The 14,855-nt window shown below is 69.6% G+C and carries 12 protein-coding genes; 4 read left to right on the plus strand and 8 right to left on the minus strand.

Translation table 11 applies throughout. The annotated features are described in order from the left end of the window. Positions 1 to 21 precede the first annotated feature (21 nt). Entirely contained in the window at positions 22 to 999 is a 978-nt protein-coding gene (locus ACQPYZ_RS13775; protein WP_433168086.1) for a ribose-phosphate diphosphokinase, read from the plus strand. Positions 1,000 to 1,003: 4 nt separating this feature from the next. Here the strand turns inward: ACQPYZ_RS13775 and ACQPYZ_RS13780 are convergent, their stop codons facing one another. Both ACQPYZ_RS13780 and ACQPYZ_RS13785 read right to left on the minus strand, forming a co-directional pair. Next, positions 1,004 to 4,129, minus strand: a complete 3,126-nt coding sequence (locus ACQPYZ_RS13780) for a DPP IV N-terminal domain-containing protein (RefSeq protein WP_433168088.1) — start codon at positions 4,127 to 4,129, stop codon at positions 1,004 to 1,006. A 124-nt stretch (positions 4,130 to 4,253) separates the two neighbouring features. Next, positions 4,254 to 5,420: an epoxide hydrolase family protein gene (locus ACQPYZ_RS13785; RefSeq protein WP_433168090.1), complete on the minus strand. Its 1,167-nt coding sequence runs from the start codon at positions 5,418 to 5,420 to the stop codon at positions 4,254 to 4,256. A gap of 81 nt (positions 5,421 to 5,501) precedes the next feature. On the opposite strand from ACQPYZ_RS13785, the gene ACQPYZ_RS13790 reads away from it, so the two are divergent. Next, positions 5,502 to 6,068: a CGNR zinc finger domain-containing protein gene (locus ACQPYZ_RS13790; protein ID WP_433168092.1), complete on the plus strand. Its 567-nt coding sequence runs from the start codon at positions 5,502 to 5,504 to the stop codon at positions 6,066 to 6,068. A gap of 45 nt (positions 6,069 to 6,113) precedes the next feature. Then, complete coding sequence (locus ACQPYZ_RS13795) at positions 6,114 to 6,638, plus strand: hypothetical protein (protein ID WP_433168095.1); 525 nt, start codon at positions 6,114 to 6,116, stop codon at positions 6,636 to 6,638. 71 nt (positions 6,639 to 6,709) lie between these two features. Here the strand turns inward: ACQPYZ_RS13795 and ACQPYZ_RS13800 are convergent, their stop codons facing one another. Continuing rightward, positions 6,710 to 7,213 carry an SRPBCC domain-containing protein gene (locus tag ACQPYZ_RS13800; RefSeq protein WP_433168096.1) on the minus strand — a complete coding sequence of 168 codons (504 nt, stop codon included), beginning with the start codon at positions 7,211 to 7,213 and terminating at the stop codon, positions 6,710 to 6,712. A gap of 111 nt (positions 7,214 to 7,324) precedes the next feature. On the opposite strand from ACQPYZ_RS13800, the gene ACQPYZ_RS13805 reads away from it, so the two are divergent. Beyond that, positions 7,325 to 8,395 carry a glycoside hydrolase family 172 protein gene (locus tag ACQPYZ_RS13805; RefSeq protein ID WP_433168098.1) on the plus strand — a complete coding sequence of 357 codons (1,071 nt, stop codon included), beginning with the start codon at positions 7,325 to 7,327 and terminating at the stop codon, positions 8,393 to 8,395. On the opposite strand, the gene ACQPYZ_RS13810 is transcribed toward ACQPYZ_RS13805, so the two are convergent. From ACQPYZ_RS13810 to thiO, 5 genes are all read right to left on the minus strand, one after another. Continuing rightward, positions 8,392 to 9,582 carry a glucoamylase gene (locus ACQPYZ_RS13810; protein ID WP_433168100.1) on the minus strand — a complete coding sequence of 397 codons (1,191 nt, stop codon included), beginning with the start codon at positions 9,580 to 9,582 and terminating at the stop codon, positions 8,392 to 8,394. The two genes, ACQPYZ_RS13805 and ACQPYZ_RS13810, sit on opposite strands and share 4 nt — an antisense overlap. Before the next feature lie 8 nt (positions 9,583 to 9,590). Continuing rightward, complete coding sequence (locus ACQPYZ_RS13815) at positions 9,591 to 10,481, minus strand: DMT family transporter (RefSeq protein WP_433169680.1); 891 nt, start codon at positions 10,479 to 10,481, stop codon at positions 9,591 to 9,593. Between the two features lie 38 nt (positions 10,482 to 10,519). After that, positions 10,520 to 12,466 carry a Stk1 family PASTA domain-containing Ser/Thr kinase gene (pknB, locus tag ACQPYZ_RS13820; protein WP_433168102.1) on the minus strand — a complete coding sequence of 649 codons (1,947 nt, stop codon included), beginning with the start codon at positions 12,464 to 12,466 and terminating at the stop codon, positions 10,520 to 10,522. Between the two features lie 112 nt (positions 12,467 to 12,578). Beyond that, positions 12,579 to 13,535 (minus strand): LysM peptidoglycan-binding domain-containing protein, encoded by a 957-nt coding sequence (locus ACQPYZ_RS13825; protein ID WP_433168104.1) that lies wholly within the window; start codon positions 13,533 to 13,535, stop codon positions 12,579 to 12,581. 163 nt (positions 13,536 to 13,698) lie between these two features. Next, positions 13,699 to 14,841 carry a glycine oxidase ThiO gene (thiO, locus tag ACQPYZ_RS13830; RefSeq protein WP_433168106.1) on the minus strand — a complete coding sequence of 381 codons (1,143 nt, stop codon included), beginning with the start codon at positions 14,839 to 14,841 and terminating at the stop codon, positions 13,699 to 13,701. Positions 14,842 to 14,855: the final 14 nt, after the last annotated feature.

The raw sequence follows: 14,855 nt of genomic DNA on the forward strand, positions 1-14,855 counted from the left end.
GCAGCGTGTTCGGGGAGAGCCGTGCGAGAGATCGTCGTGTTCAGCGGAAGTGCCCACACCGGTTTGGCGGAGCGGATCTGTGCCGATCTCGGCGTAGCGCTCTCACCGGTGGAGATCCATCGTTTCAGCAACGACTGCTTACAGGTCCAACTGCAGGTGAACTGTCGCCAGCGGGACGTGTACATCGTGCAGCCGCTGGTCCCGCCCACCCAGGAGCACCTGATGGAGCTCCTGTTGATGATCGACGCGGCCCGCGGTGCGTCCGCCCAGCAGATCACCGCGGTGATGCCGCACTACGCCTACGCGCGGTCGGACAAGAAGGACGCGTCCCGGATCTCGATCGGCGGCCGTCTCGTGGCCGACCTGCTGGTCGCCGCGGGTGTCGACCGGGTGCTGACGATGGCGCTGCACGCTCCGCAGGTGCACGGGTTCTTCTCCGTCCCGGTCGATCACCTGACCGCGATCGGCGTACTCGCGGACCACTTCCGCGGCCGGGACCTGAGCGACACGGTCGTGGTCAGCCCGGATCTGGGCAACGCCAAGACGGCGACCCAGTTCGCCCGGCTCCTCGGCCTGCCGGTCGCGGCCGGCAGCAAGCAGCGGCTGGCCGACGACCGCGTGGTGATCGACGCGATCGTCGGCGACGTGGGCGGCAGGCGCGCGATCATCCTGGACGACGAGATCGCGACCGGCGGCTCGATCATGGAGCTCCTCGACCGGCTCAAGGACCGCGGCTGCACGCAGGCCGCGGTCGCCTGCACCCACGGACTGTTCGCGGGGCCCGCGGTGGAGCGGCTGCGGTCGCACCCGTCGGTCACCGAGGTCATCAGCACCGACACCGTGCCGCGACCGGACGGCTTCCCGGAGCTCCAGGTCAGCTCGGTCTCCGGTCTGTTCGCCGAGGCGATCAAGCGCATCCACGAGGGCGAGTCCGTCAGCAGCCTCTTCGACGGCGTCGACCCGACCCACGCTCCACCGCAACCCAAGCTTCCCTTCTAGAACCTCAGCCTTCGCAGCAGGCTCGGTGGAGCCATTCGGGCTCGTGCCACCAGAACTCGTCGTCGTGCGCGTGCGCCTGCTCGCGGCTGAGCGGCCTCGGCGCGTCCGCGGGTGCTGTCAGGACGGCGGTCGTACGGGCGCGGTCGGCGTACGGCGCGAGGAGCTCGTCGACCGTGTGCAGTTTGCCCGCGACCATCACCCGCTCGACCGCGGCGGCCGCCCGGATGTCTGCGAGCGGATCACCGGTGATGAAGGCGAGGTCGGCCTGGGCACCGCGTTTGACGACTCCGAGCTTGTCCTCGAGGTTGAGCCACTTGGCCGGGTTGCGCGTCGCGGTCGTCAGGGCTTCGTACGGCGTGAAGCCGCCGGCGACCATCGACCGGAGGTTGGCGTGCAGCGAGATCGCGATGTTGTCCAGCGGGGTGTCGGTGCCGGCGATGACGAAGCCGCCGCCGCGGTGGATCCGCAGCACCATGTCGACGTTGCCCTTCAGCAGTTCACGTGTCGTCACGCCCGCCGGACCGCTGGCCGTGTTCACCTCGGTCTGCAGGGCGGCGTACTCCCAGGACGGGAACAGGGTCATCGTCCGCCGGTCGGTCAGCAGTGACGGGTCGTCGACGTGCGCCATCGTCGAGTTGAACAGGGTGGGCGTGACGGACAGTCCGGCCTTGGTGAAGAGCGTGACGACGTCGGCGTACGCGCGGCCGAGGCGACTGACGGTGTGCGAGTACCCGAGCCGGTTCGTCGCGCCGGTGTGCTCCATCCCGTCCATACCGAGGTGCTCGGCCGGGTAGAGGTAATGCGACGAGAGTTGCAGACCGAGCCGGTGTACGGCGGCGATCGCGCGTCGCTGGTAGTCGACCGGCAACCGCACGTACGTCTTCACCAGGTCGTATGCGAGCCCTTCGACCCGGTCGATCTCCAACCCGAGTTGCCGGAGCGACAACGTCGGCCGCATGAAGTTGTAGTACACCCGCGACCCGTCGATCGCCTCCCCGGTCGCGAAGTACCGCGGCCCGAGCAGGGACCCGTGCGTGAGCGCCTCCCGGGTCTCCTGCATCTGGTACGCCGGATCGCCCGGTGACCGCGTGGTCGTGATCCCGTACGACAGCCACAGATTGCCCTGCCGCGCACCCCACGCCCGCCCGCGCAGATGCCAGTGGTTGTGCGCGTCGATCAGCCCGGGCATCACGGTCTGCTGTGACGCATCGATGTCCGCGCGTCCCTGATGCGGACGTACGGCGACGATCCGCGAGCCGTCGAGTACGACGTCGACGTTGCGGCGCAGTGTGGTCGCACGGCCGTCCCACAACGCACCGGCGTGGATGGTGACGTGCTGGTTCACGGTCGCGCGACGCCAGTGCAAGTCGAGCTTGATCGTCTGCGGGCGAGAGCCGTGGACGGTGGTGCGCCGGAGGCGGCCGTTGTTCAGGTAGATCAGGGTGTTGTCGTCCTGCCAGGTCGGTGAGTCGGTCACCTCACGGGTCACGGCGCGCGGTTTGCCGGTGAACCGACCGCGCTTGTCGACCGGGACGACGTGCAGAAGGCTCTCGACCACGAACGCGAGCCACTTGCCGTTGGGGGAGAAGACCGGGCCGTCGTCGCCGCGGGTGGCGAGCGATCGGAACGGCATCGGCTCGACGTACTCGAGGGCGGTGGTGGCGACGTCGACGTACAGCAGTTGGCTCGTGCCTTCGCGGAAGCGCTTGGAGAACGGCTTCACCGCGGCGAGCACGATCGTCCGGCCGTCAGGCGACCAGCTGACCCGGCCGGGCTGGAAGAGCGTCGGCGTGAGTTGCCGGACCTGGCCGGAGGCGAGGTCGAGGACCCACGCGATCCCGTCCTGGTCCTGGTACGCGATCTGCCGGCCGTCCGGTGAGAACCGTGGGGCGGTCTGCGCGCCGGGCAGGCCGGAGAGCTTCGTGTCGGTGCCGGCGGCAAGGTCGTGCAGCCACAAGTCGGCGGTCCCGTCCCGGTCGCTGGCGTACAACAGTTTGGTACCGTCCGGCGAGAAGTCCGGATCGGAGTTGAAGTAGCCGTCGGCAACCAGCTTCCGCGGCCGGCCGCGGCCGTTCGTTGCTGCCAGCCACAACGCGTTCAGGGCCCGGAAGGCGATCCAGCGCCCGTCCGGCGACACCGTTGGGCTCGCGATCCCGTGCACCGGCCGCCGGGCGGTTGACTCGAGGTCCGGAACCTTCGGCCGGGGCCGCTTCGACGTCACCGGCACCGTCGCCGCGAACGGTACGACGGTGTGCGCACCGCCGGCCTGACGCCGGACGACGTGCCCGTCGGCCGTGTAGTAGAGGTCGGTCGAGGTCCAGGACGGAGGGACTGCGAAGACGTCCTTCCCGGTGGTGACTTTCTGATTGTCGACAATCAGATCGCACACCGGACCGGCGAGCCGCACGTAGGCGAGTTGGCCGGTGGGGGAGTAGGCCGGGCCGTAGACGGTGCTGCCGGTCTCGGCCGGGGCGAGGGTCTTGCGTTCGCCGGTCATCAGGTTGAGCTCGACGATCGACGTGGCGTCGACCGTGAACGCGATCCGGGTGCCGTCGGCGGACACGGTCGGCTCGGCCTCGTCGGTCGGGTCGTCGGTCAGGGCGACGATCGCGCCGGTGGTCAGGTCGAGGCGGTGGATGCCGTAGGTGCCGTTGCCGCCGCGGTCCGAGGAGAAGACGACGTATCGGCCGTCGGGCGTGAAGTGCGGCTCGCGGTGGTCGTAGCGGCCCGTGGTGAGTCGGCGGAGGCCGGAGCCGTCGGGCTTGATCGTCCACAGGTGGAAGTTGCCGTCGCGGTACGACTGGAAGACGATCTTCCGCCCGTCCGGGGACCAGCGCGGGCGGGATGCGTCCTGGAGGTCGTCGGTCAGACGCCGTGACTGACCGCCCGCGGCCGGGGTCACCCAGATCGCGGTCACCAGGTCGAACGCGAGCCACTTCCCGTCCGGCGAGACGGACACCATGTGGTTGGTGCCCTCGGTCAGGACGGCCTGGTTGGGTGCGGCCTCAGCGTCAGCGTCGGCGTCCGGCGCCGAGAGCTGCAGGCCACTGACGGCGGCCGCACCGCCGGTGAGTTGCAGGACGCGGCGCCGGGAGACGCTCCACTGACTGTCGGTGTGGTCGTGAGCCACGATCGGATCCAATCCCTCGGGGGCGGCTGGGATGCACCGAATCTGCCAGGACCGTCAACCACACACATCCCTGACCGGCGGGTCGCCGCGCCCAACGGTCCGACCCGTGCGACGAACGGACGCGTCACCGCCGTACGGCGAGCACCGCGGCCAGCCCCTCGCGCAGATCCTGGACGAAGTACTCCGAGACCTCCAGCGACGGGAAATGCCCGCCGGCGTCGGGCGACCGCCAACGCACCAGCTGCCGGTACCGCTGCCGCGCCCAGGGGCGCGGGCACTTCTCGATGTCGCGGGGGTACATCGTGATGGCCGCCGGGACGTCGATCCGGAGGTCGGGATCGAGCGAGTCGTGGCTCTCGTAGTAGATGCGGGCCGCCGACGCGCCCGTCCGGGTCAGCCAGTACAGGGTCACGTCGTCGAGGATCCGGTCGCGGGAGATCGTCTCGAACGGGCTGTCGTCGGTGTCCGACCACTCGGCGAACTTGTCGACGATCCAGGCGAGGAGCCCCACCGGCGAGTCGACGAGCGAGTAGCCGATCGTCTGCGGGCGGGTCGTCTGCTGCTTCGCGTACGCCGCACGCTGGTGCCAGAAGTCGTGGGTCTCCTCGGCCCACCGCTGCTCGGTGGCGGTCAGTCCGTCCGTCGTCAATCCGGGCGGTCCCTGGGCGAAGGTCGAGTGGATGCCGAGAACGTTCGTGGGGAATCTGCCGCCGAGAACCGTGGTGATGTTGCCGCCCCAGTCACCGCCGTGGGCGAGGAACTCGTCGTACCCGAGCCTGGCCATCAACTGCACCCAGGCGGCCGCGATCTTCTCGGTGCCCCACCCGGTCGTGGCCGGCTTGTCGCTGTAGCCGAAGCCGGGTAGCGACGGCGCAACGACATGGAACGCCGGTGCGTCCGCGTCGGATGGATCCGCGAGTTCGTCGATCACGTCGACGAACTCGGCGATACTGCCGGGCCAGCCGTGCGTCATCACCAGGGGGGTGGCATCCGACCGCGTGGACCGGCGGTGCAGGAAGTGGATACCCAGTCCGTCGATGGTCGTCCGGAACTGGCCGATGCGGTCGAGTCGCTCTTCGAACGACCGCCAGTTGTACGTCGTACGCCAGTAGCTCACGAGTTCGACGAGGTCCTCGAGCGGCACGCCCTGGTCCCAGCGGCCTGAGCCGGGCGGAGCGCCGTACACGGTCTCCGCCTCGGGGAGGCGGGCTGCGGCCAATCGCGCGCGCAGCTCCTCGAGGTCGGCGTCCGATGCATGGGCGTCGAAGGCTTGTACGTCGGCGGTGTGCACAGGAGACTCCTGTCGTTGGGAACCGGCTAAGACGGTTCTAGCATGATCTCAAGAGTGGGCGCAACCGGCTAAGGTGGTTCCATGCCTGGTGGGTTTCCTGACTTTCGCCTCGGTGCCGTGCTGGCGACCAGCTTCACGGGGACGTTGTCGGAGCGTCACGGCGATGCGGTCGAGCGCATCCCCACGCCGCGGCGACTGGCCGACTGGCTGGGCGTGAGTGGGCTCGCTGTGGACTCGTGCACGGACGCCCACCTCGACCTCGCCCGGGAACTGCGGGAATCGATCCACGCGGCCGCGACGGCGGCTGCGCTCCAGGAGGCGCTGCCTGCGCCTGCCGTCCAGGTCATCAACGATCGCAGCGCTCAGGGACGGGCCGCGGCCGTGCTGACGCCCGAGGGCCGGCGCGTCTGGCGGTTGCGTCCGGCGTTCGGCGTCGAGGATGCCCTCGGCGTGATCGCGGACGACGCGATCAGCATCATCGCCGGCGAACGCGACGGCCGACTGGCCCTGTGCGCCTCACCGACCTGCCGGGCCGCCTTCTTCGACACGAGCCAAAGCCGCACCCGCCGCTGGTGCGACATGAACACGTGCGGCAACCGCTCCAAGAAGGCCCGCTTCATCGCCAACCACCGCAAGGCCTCCGGGTGATACCGGTCGGGCTGGTCTCACCGCGGTGCGTCTATTGTCTCCGGCATGCTTCCTGAGTCGCCCCGGGTGCGCGCGCTTGCCGCGGGTCTGGTGTCTGTGGTGGTTGCGGTCGGGGCGGGGTTGGCGGTGGACGGGCGCTTGGACCGGCACTGGGGACTGCGGGGGCTCACGTTGGTGCTCGCGTTGGGATGTGCGGCGTTGTTGCTCGGGGATCAGCAGCGGAGGTTGCGGCAGATCGTGACCGCGGTCGGGCTCGCGATGTTCGGGGTGATCATCCCGGTGACGCAGACGGCCTGGTCGGAGCCGCCGGAGATCGACTTCGCGCTCCAGGTCGCGACGGCCGCGGAGCGTGCGGCGGCCGAGGATGCCCGCAGTACGGTGACCGTAGCGGACGTGAAGGCGGCCGCCGAGGCGCGTGGGGGCGCGGTCGGCTCGCTCACGACGGAGCGGAACCCGCAGGTGCGCGGTGCGGACGAGTACCCCCTCATCGTCCGCCCCAACAAAACCCAGGGCCGCCCCTGGGCCTGCCTCACCTTCAAAGGCGCCGCCGCAGAGATACGCCCCTGCTGACCACCGCCACGTCGCCGCGAAGGTGCGCCTGCTGATCAGTGGGACGTCACCGCAAGATGCTCGCCTGCTGATCAGCGGTACGTCGCCGCGAGCTCTTCCGCGCGGTCGAGCGGGTTCCAGGTGATCGGGATCCCGTCGAGTTGGGCTTCGACGACCTCGAGGCCTGCCTCCCAGCCCGCGGACGCCGGCCCGGCGGCTTCTGGGTCGGTGAGGACGTTGGTGAACACGAGCCGGCTGCCTTCCGCCGTACCCGTGATCTCCCAGGTGAGGAGTTCGCCGGACCATTCGTACTCGAGGACCGACGGGGGCTCGTTCCGCAGCATCCGTCCGTTCGGCACCCCGGCGGGGTCGTCGGTCATGCCGAAGCGGCGGCGCTGTTCGTCGGTCACGCCGAAGTGGAGTTCGCTCCCGGCCGGGCGGTCCAATGCGACCACCGCCGGGAACCACGCGGCCAGCTGCGACGGATCCGTGATCGCCCGCCACACCTTCTCCGGCGGGTGCGGCACCAGCCGGACGAACCGGATCGCCACCCGCCCGTCGTCCGTCCCGAACACGGTTCCTCGTCGGCTGTCCATGCCAGCAATATAACCTAACAGGCATATAAGCTGTCCAGTGTCGCTCGGTCAAAAGTCCATTTGATGGGCAATCGATTTCTCACCGACCCGGGGAGGTTCTAGGGTCGCGGTATGACTCTTGGGAAGCTGTCCGGAATCAGCGCGATCGCCGACGTCGAGACGCGCTCCATCAGTGCGGAGAACCCCACCGGTGAGCCTGGTCAGGGCGGCCGGCGGACCGAGGGGACCGGTGCGAAGGCGGCCCGCGACCTCGGCCAGGGATGGAAGGTGTCGCCGTCGATCGAGATCGGCCCGGGGGAGACCGCGACGCTGGCGGACATCGCCGGCTCGGGCTGCATCACCCACATCTGGCTCACCACGCACGTCGACCACTGGCGGCGGCTGGTGCTGCGCGGGTTCTGGGACGGCGACCAGGCGCCCGCGATCGAGACCCCGATCGGTGACTTCTTCTGCTCGGGCTGGGGCAAGTTCGCCCAGGTGAGCTCGCTGCCGGTGGCGGTGAACCCGAACGGCGGCTTCAACTGCTACTGGGAGATGCCGTTCCAGTCGCAGGCCACGCTGACGCTGGAGAACACCCACGACGAGCCCGTGGTCGTGTACTTCCAGGTCGACTACTGGCTCGGCGCCGTACCGGACGAGTCGGCGTACCTGCATGCGCAGTGGCGGCGGAGCAACCCGCTGCCGTCGAAGACCGTGCACACGCTGCTGGACGGCGTCGAGGGCCCGGGCCACTACGTCGGCACCTACATCGCCTGGGGTGTCAACAGCAGCGGCTGGTGGGGTGAGGGCGAGGTGAAGTTCTACCTCGACGGCGACGACGAGTTCCCGACCATCTGCGGCACCGGGACCGAGGACTACTTCGGCGGCGCGTGGAACTTCGACGTGCCCCACCTCGGCGGCTACACCGAGTTCAGTACGCCGTACCTCGGCATGCCGCAGGTGATCCGGCCGGACGGGCAGTACGCCAGCCAGCAGCGGTTCGGCATGTACCGCTTCCACCTGCCCGACCCGATCCGCTTCCGGGAGAAGCTCCGGGTCGACGTGCAGGCCCTGGGCTGGCGCTCCGGCGGTCGCTACCTGCCGCTGCAGGACGACATCGCCTCGACCGCGTTCTTCTACTCGACCAGGACGAGTACGGCGCGACCGGAAGCGCCGACCCACGACGTGATGGAGATCTGCTAAGGGATCGGCAGCGGCTGCTCGAGCGCGGCGCCGGTGAGGACGACGAGGGCCGAGGTCCAGCCCAACGGAGCCTCACCGGCCGGCTCGAGGTCGCGGTTGACCTTCTCCGGCAGGGCACCGCTGCCGGTGCGGTAGTGATCGAGCCACGTCAGCAGCTCACCAGCGGTCGCGCGATCGCCGCGCGCGGCCGCGCTCAACGCAAACAGCGCAGTCTGCGGCGTCCACGCAACGCCGTCGGCACGCCAGTCTTCGCCGGGAGTGACACCGCCGGACGGCAGCGTGAGTACGGCGTGCGCCCGGTCGATCGCGTGGTCGACGATCGCGCGCGCCGGCGCGAACGGCGGACCGAGTACGGTCACGATCGCATCCGCGCCACCGCCCACGCCGATCGGCTCCAGCCCCGGCTCGAGGAAGCTGACCGCTCGTGCCGGAGTCCGTGGATACGCAGGGCCGAACCGCTCGTCCGTTGCCACTGACAACTTCTCCAACGCCGCCGTCCACCGCTGGGCAGCCTCGACCTGGTCCAGCTCGGTAGCGATCGCGACCGCGGCGCGGAGGCCGGTGAGCAGCGGGGCGACCGTGCCGAGCGTCAGCTCGGACTCCGATCGCTCCCAGTAGTCCGGCGACGCACTCGGCAATCCGTCAGCGCCGAGCTCGGCCACGATCTGATCGGCCGAGCCGCGCACCAGCTCCCAGTGCCTGGAGCCGGCCCGGCAGAACCAAGTTGCCCAGAGCACCCATCCCGAGCCGTCGAGCTGCGGCTCCCGGCCGTCCAGTATCGGCCGGCCGCTGTCGGCGTACCGGGCCTCCCAGCGGCCGCTCGACGGTTTGATGCCGTCGAGGAAAGCGAGTACCCGGCCGGCCTTGACATGCTGACCCACCGCGCAGTACGCCCCCGCGACGAACGACGCGTCCCGCGGCCAGACGTACCGCCACGGGCCGTCCGCACCGGCCAGGGTCGCGCCGTTCGGAAGGGTCAGGGCGTCGAGGTCGGCAACGGCACGTCCGACCAACTCGCCGTACGGCCCGGAGAAGGTTGCTACCGGCACCTTCCGGCCCTCGGAGACCAGCTGGGGCTGGGGGTTGCGGGCGAGATTGCTGACGGTGCCGGCACCCAGCGCGAGCAGTACGACAGCGATGACGACGGCCGGATACCACCGGACCCACCTCCTGCTGTCGTCCCGCATGTCACCCCCTACTGGGCCAGGTGCTGGACTTCGGCCTCGAACTTGCGCCGCGGTGCGAGCTCCACCAAGTACATGGCGGACAGCACCAGCGCGCCACCCACCAGCATCCGCCACGTCACGCTCTCCGACCCGAACGCCACCGCGAACCCGGACGCGAACACCGGCTCCATCGTCATCGCGATCGCCGCCCGGGTCGGTGTCAGGTGCGCCTGCGCCCACGTCTGGACGATCAAGGCCAGGGCGCCCGCGACCAGCGCCATGTAGAAGATGCTGACCCAGTCGCCACCGGTGTTCGGCAGCGCGAAGCCGCCGGGCAGCGCGCCGATCGCGCACACGCAGGTGATCACGACCATCTGCAGGGCCGACAGTCCGAACGCGTTCTGGGGTGTCGACCAAGCGCCGAGACCGATGATGTGCAGCGCGTACAGGCCGGCCGAGGCGAGCGTGAGCAACTCGCCGGTGCCCATGCTCAGCCCGCGCAGCGACAGTACGCCGAGGCCGATGGTGGCGAGGATCACGGCGACCCAGGCCCAGCGGCCGATCTTGTGCCGCAGGATGACGGCGGCCAGCAGCGGCGTGAAGACGACGTACATGCCGGTGACGAACCCGGAGACGCTGGCCGAGGTGTGCCGGAGCCCCTCGGTCTGGACCAGCTGCGCGGCGCCGTAGGTGATGCCGAGGGCAACCGCCCGGCCGCGGTCCAGCCGGCTCAGCCGGGCGATCGCCGGCGGGTGGACCATGATCAGCGCGACCGAGGCGATCAGGAAGCGCAACGCCAGGTAGTCGGCGACGTCCATCCTGGTGAGCAGGTCCTTGGTCAGGAAGAACGTGGACCCCCAGGCCGCCGCGACCGCGAGCAGGGCGAGGACGGCGAGGCGCGGGTGGGTCACGCGGGACATCTCATCAGACACCCGCCGACCGCGCCAAAAGCCGTGAGCTAGAGCACGGTGATGACGACCTGGGTGCCGGGTTGGGCCTTCTTGCCCGACCCCGGGTTCTGCGCGGCGACGATGTTCAGCCCGAGGCCGTACGGCGCCTTCTCGGTCTTCACGGTGAAACCTGCCTCGGTGAGGATCCGCTGCGCGTCGGCGAGCCGCTTGCCCTTGACGTTCGGTACCTCCACCAGCGGCGGGCCCTTCGACACCACCAGTTGCACCTTGTCCTTGGCGAACAGCGTGCCGCTGTTGGGGCTCTGGCTGATCACCTTGCCCTCAGCGACCTTCTCGTCGTACTGGTCGGTGCGGCCGATCACGAAGCCGAGCTTGCGCAGCTCCTTGCTCGCGTCCCGGTACGACTTGCCGGTGGTGTCCGGGACCGCGATCGGCTTCTTGCCCTTGCTGACCGCGAAGTTGACCGCCGTGCCCGGCTTCACCACCGAGTCGAACCGTGGGCTGAACGCGATCACCCGCCCGGACGGCACGGTCTCGCTGTACTGCTCGTTGACCTGCCCGGTGATCAGCTTGATCGGGTCGAGCGCCCGCTTGGCCGCCTCGAACTCGAGCCCGGCGAGCTGCGGCACCCGGTACCGCTCCGGGCCCTTGGAGACGGTCAGGCCGATCTCGCCGTTCTTCCGGATCCGCTCGCCGGCGGCGGGGTCGGTGGCCATCACCTCGCCCTTCGGGACGTCCTCGGAGAAGTCCTGGTTCGCCAGGGTGGTCCGGAGGCCGAACTTCTGAGCCTCGGTCGCCGCCTCCGCCGGTTCGAGTCTCACCAGGCCGGGCGTCTCGGTGTAGCGGTGGATGCCGTAGTACCAGGCCGCCGTACCGACGCCGATCGCGGCCGCCAGAATCAGGATCAGCGCGAGCAGCCCACGCCCCTTGCGCTGCCGCGGCGCCTGAACGCGCGGCGCACCGGTTGGGCGTCCCTTCTCCACCGGTACGACGATCGTGTCGTGCCGCAGCAGGTGGCTCTCCTCGACCGGCGAGCCGCGCGTGTAGCCGTCGTCGTACTCGTTGTCCTGGCGGATCTGCTGGATCGGGATGGTCAGGTCGCCGGTCAGCTCCGGGTCGTCCGGCAGCCCTTCCTCGAGCGCGCTGCGCACCCGCCGGACCTGGCGGCTCATCACCCGCGCGTCGGCCGGCCGCAGATCGCGGTCCCGCGCGGTCGCGCGCTGCACGAGCGCGTCGACGTACGGCGGGATGCTCGGCTGCTCCGACGACGGCGGCGGCACGTCGGCGTGGACGTGTGCGTAGGCGACCTGGATCGGGGTGTCGCCGGAGTGCGGCTTGTTGCCGGTGAGCATCTCGTAGAGCAGGATGCCGGCCGAGTACACGTCCGAGCGGGCGTCCGCGCTGCCGTCGGTGACGAGCTCGGGCGCCAGATAGGAGACCGTGCCCATCAGCAAGCCCTGGGTCGCGGTGTTGCCGGTCGCGCTGACCGCACGGGCCAGGCCGAAGTCGGCGACCTTCACCACCCCGTTGTCGGAGATCAGCACGTTCTCCGGCTTGATGTCGCGGTGGACGATGCGGGCGTCGTGGGCCGCGGAGAGCGCGGACAGGATCGGCGTGAGCAGATCGAGCGCCCGGGCCGGGGAGAGCGGCGCCTGTTCGCGGATCACGTCACGGAGCGTGCGGCCGGGGACGTACTCCATCGCCAGGAACAGCGTGCCGTCGTCGTCGCCCTGGTCGAACACGGCGACCACGTTCGGGTGCGAGAGCCTGGCGGCGGCCCGGGCCTCGGCCACGAACCGGCGGGCGAACTGGGCGTCGTCACCGAGCCCGTCGTGCATCACCTTGAGCGCGACCACCCGGTCCAACCGCATGTCGAGAGCCTTGTAGACCGTGGCCATCCCGCCTTTGGCGACGCGCGCACCCACGCGGTACCGGCCGTCGAGCACTCGCCCGACGAGGCGGTCGCTGACCTGCGTGTCCACGTCGTCCGTCACTTGCAGTGAGCCGCCTCTCGAAGCTGTCCTGCTCAGAGAGTGTAGATAACGCCTCAGCGTGACCGTGCCAGGCGCACCGCAGAGCGGCCCAGCTCACCGCGGCGCTACCAGGTCAGCGCAGCGGGTCCCAGCCGCGCTCGAGCTGGGCCTTGATCCGGAGCACGTTCTTCACGTAGAGCTTCGTGTCCGGATACATACCGTTACGCCTGACTCCACCGAGGCCCTGGTAGTACCCGGCGATGGCGATGTCCAGCTTGGCGGCGCCGGTCAGCCGGTCCAGCAGTACGACGCCGGCGGTGACGTTGTCCTGCGGCCGGAGCAGGTCGAGGTCCCGCCCGACGATCGACGAGGAGAACCGGCCGGTCGATGGGATCACCTGCATCGCACCGACCGCGTTCGCGGGGGAGACCACTCGTTGCTTCCAGCCGGACTCCTGCCAGCTGATCGCGAGCGCGAGCTCCGGGTCGACGCCGTACCGCTTGGAGGTGCTGACGATCAGGGTGCGCATCTGCGCGCGGGTCGGCAGCTTCCGGTTCTTCAGGATCGCCCGGTTGCGGTCGGCCTTGGCGACGACGTGGTCGGGGTACGTGCGGCCGGCGAAGCTGTTGTTCTTCTTCGACTTCGCGGGCTGGGCCTTCGGGCGGATCTTGACCGGGATGTGCAGCGGTTTCCCGGCGTAGATGTGGTCGGAGGCGCGCAGTCCGTTGGCGGCCAGCAGGTTCGCCTGCGAGCACTTGAAGCGCTTGGCGATCGTCGAGACGGTGTCGCCTCGCTTCACGACGTACGTGACCCGGCCGAGCTGTGAGCGCCTGGGTGGGTGAGTGCTGCCGGCGGAGGTCCGGCCCGGAACCTTGAGCACTTCGCCGGCGTAGATCGCGTTGCCGGTGCCGGGCAGGTTGTTCAGCGCGACCAGGCTTTTGACCGTCGTGCCGTAGCGGGTGGCGATGTGGCTCAGCGTGTCGCCGTCCTTCACCTTGTACGACCCGAACCCGGGCGAGCCGGCGGTGATCACGCCGGCGGTCAGCAGCGGTACGGCGATCCCGGTCAGAACACGTACGACGTTACGCATAGTTCCATCTCCCCGTGTGAACGTCACTTGACCGTAAGTGCTGATACGGATGTGACAACAGGGGCGAATGGGGTGTTTGTTACGGCTGTAATCCAATGTTGACAATTCAACGCTGAACTACATAGGTGTAGTTCACAAGCTGCTTGCTCAGAGCAACCGATGGCTACTGCGTCGTGAACCGGGCGGCCAGGAACGGTTTCCCGAGCTCCGGAAGGACGCCGGTGCGGACGGTTTCCGCGATGATCTGAGCGGTGACCGGCGTGAGCAGCACGCCGTTGCGGTAGTGACCCGTTGCCCAGAGCAACCCGTCGAGACCGGACGGGCCGAGCACGGGCGCGTTGTCCGGAGTGGCCGGCCGCAGCCCGGCGATCGCCTCCACGAACTCCAGCTCGTCGGTGATCGGCAGCACGGTCCGCGCGTCCCGCAGCAGTGCGAACACACCGCCCGCGAGCACCCGCGTGTCGTAGCCGAGTTCAGTGCTCGTCGCCCCGACCACGAGCTCACCACCCGGCCGCGGTACGAGGTAGACCGAGAACCCGCGCGCGGTCGCCCGGACGGTGTGGTTCAACGCCGGCCGATACGCCTCCGGCACCCGCAGCCGCAGTACTTCGCCCTTCACCGGACGGACCGGCGGACGCAGCTCCTGCGGTACGCCGTCCAGTTGCCCGGACCACGGCCCGGCCGCACCGATCACCACCCCGGCGTGGACCGACTCCCCGTTCTCCAGTTGTACGCCGACAGCCGTCGTACCGGACGTGATCACGCGGACCACGCGCTCGCGGATCAGGGTGACGCCGGAGAGCTCGACGGCGCGGAGGAGCGCGGCGACGGCCTGCCTGTTGTCGACGGAGTGGTCGCCGGGGACCCAGACGCCACCGGAGACGCCTTGGGCGAGCATCGGCTCGCGTTTGCGCGACTCCCGTCCGGATAGCTCCTCGACCTCGAGGCCGAGCCTCCGCTGATGGTCGGCGAGCCTGCGCAGGGCGGCTGCATCGTCGACGTCGTACGCGACCGCCAACGTGCCGGTCTCGTGAAGGCCGGCGGGCATACCGGCGATCTCCTGGAGCTCGGCGGCGAAACCCGGCCAGGCGGCCACACTGGCCAGGTTGAGGGCGAGCAGGTCGTCCTCGCCGTACTCGACCTCGGTGACCGGGGCGAGCATGCCGGCGGCGACCGTGGACGTCTGGGTGCCGGGTGTCGGGTCACATACCGTCACCTGCATACCGTCTGCAGCCAGCCGCCAGGCCGTGGCCAGACCGATGAGCCCGGCCCCGACCACCACCACGTCGGATGTGAGCTCAGGCATGCCCACCACACTAC

It is taken from the genome of Kribbella sp. CA-247076 (assembly GCF_050942445.1).
GTDB lineage: Bacteria > Actinomycetota > Actinomycetes > Propionibacteriales > Kribbellaceae > Kribbella.

Coding starts and splice junctions, on each gene's coding strand:
- ACQPYZ_RS13790 (WP_433168092.1), top strand. CDS start 5,502: ATGCCTGGTGGGTTTCCTGACTTTCGCCTCGGTGCCGTGCTGGCGACC.
- ACQPYZ_RS13795 (WP_433168095.1), top strand. CDS start 6,114: ATGCTTCCTGAGTCGCCCCGGGTGCGCGCGCTTGCCGCGGGTCTGGTG.
- ACQPYZ_RS13800 (WP_433168096.1), bottom strand. CDS start 7,213: ATGGACAGCCGACGAGGAACCGTGTTCGGGACGGACGACGGGCGGGTG.
- ACQPYZ_RS13805 (WP_433168098.1), top strand. CDS start 7,325: ATGACTCTTGGGAAGCTGTCCGGAATCAGCGCGATCGCCGACGTCGAG.
- ACQPYZ_RS13810 (WP_433168100.1), bottom strand. CDS start 9,582: ATGCGGGACGACAGCAGGAGGTGGGTCCGGTGGTATCCGGCCGTCGTC.
- ACQPYZ_RS13815 (WP_433169680.1), bottom strand. CDS start 10,481: ATGTCCCGCGTGACCCACCCGCGCCTCGCCGTCCTCGCCCTGCTCGCG.
- ACQPYZ_RS13825 (WP_433168104.1), bottom strand. CDS start 13,535: ATGCGTAACGTCGTACGTGTTCTGACCGGGATCGCCGTACCGCTGCTG.
- thiO (WP_433168106.1), bottom strand. CDS start 14,841: ATGCCTGAGCTCACATCCGACGTGGTGGTGGTCGGGGCCGGGCTCATC.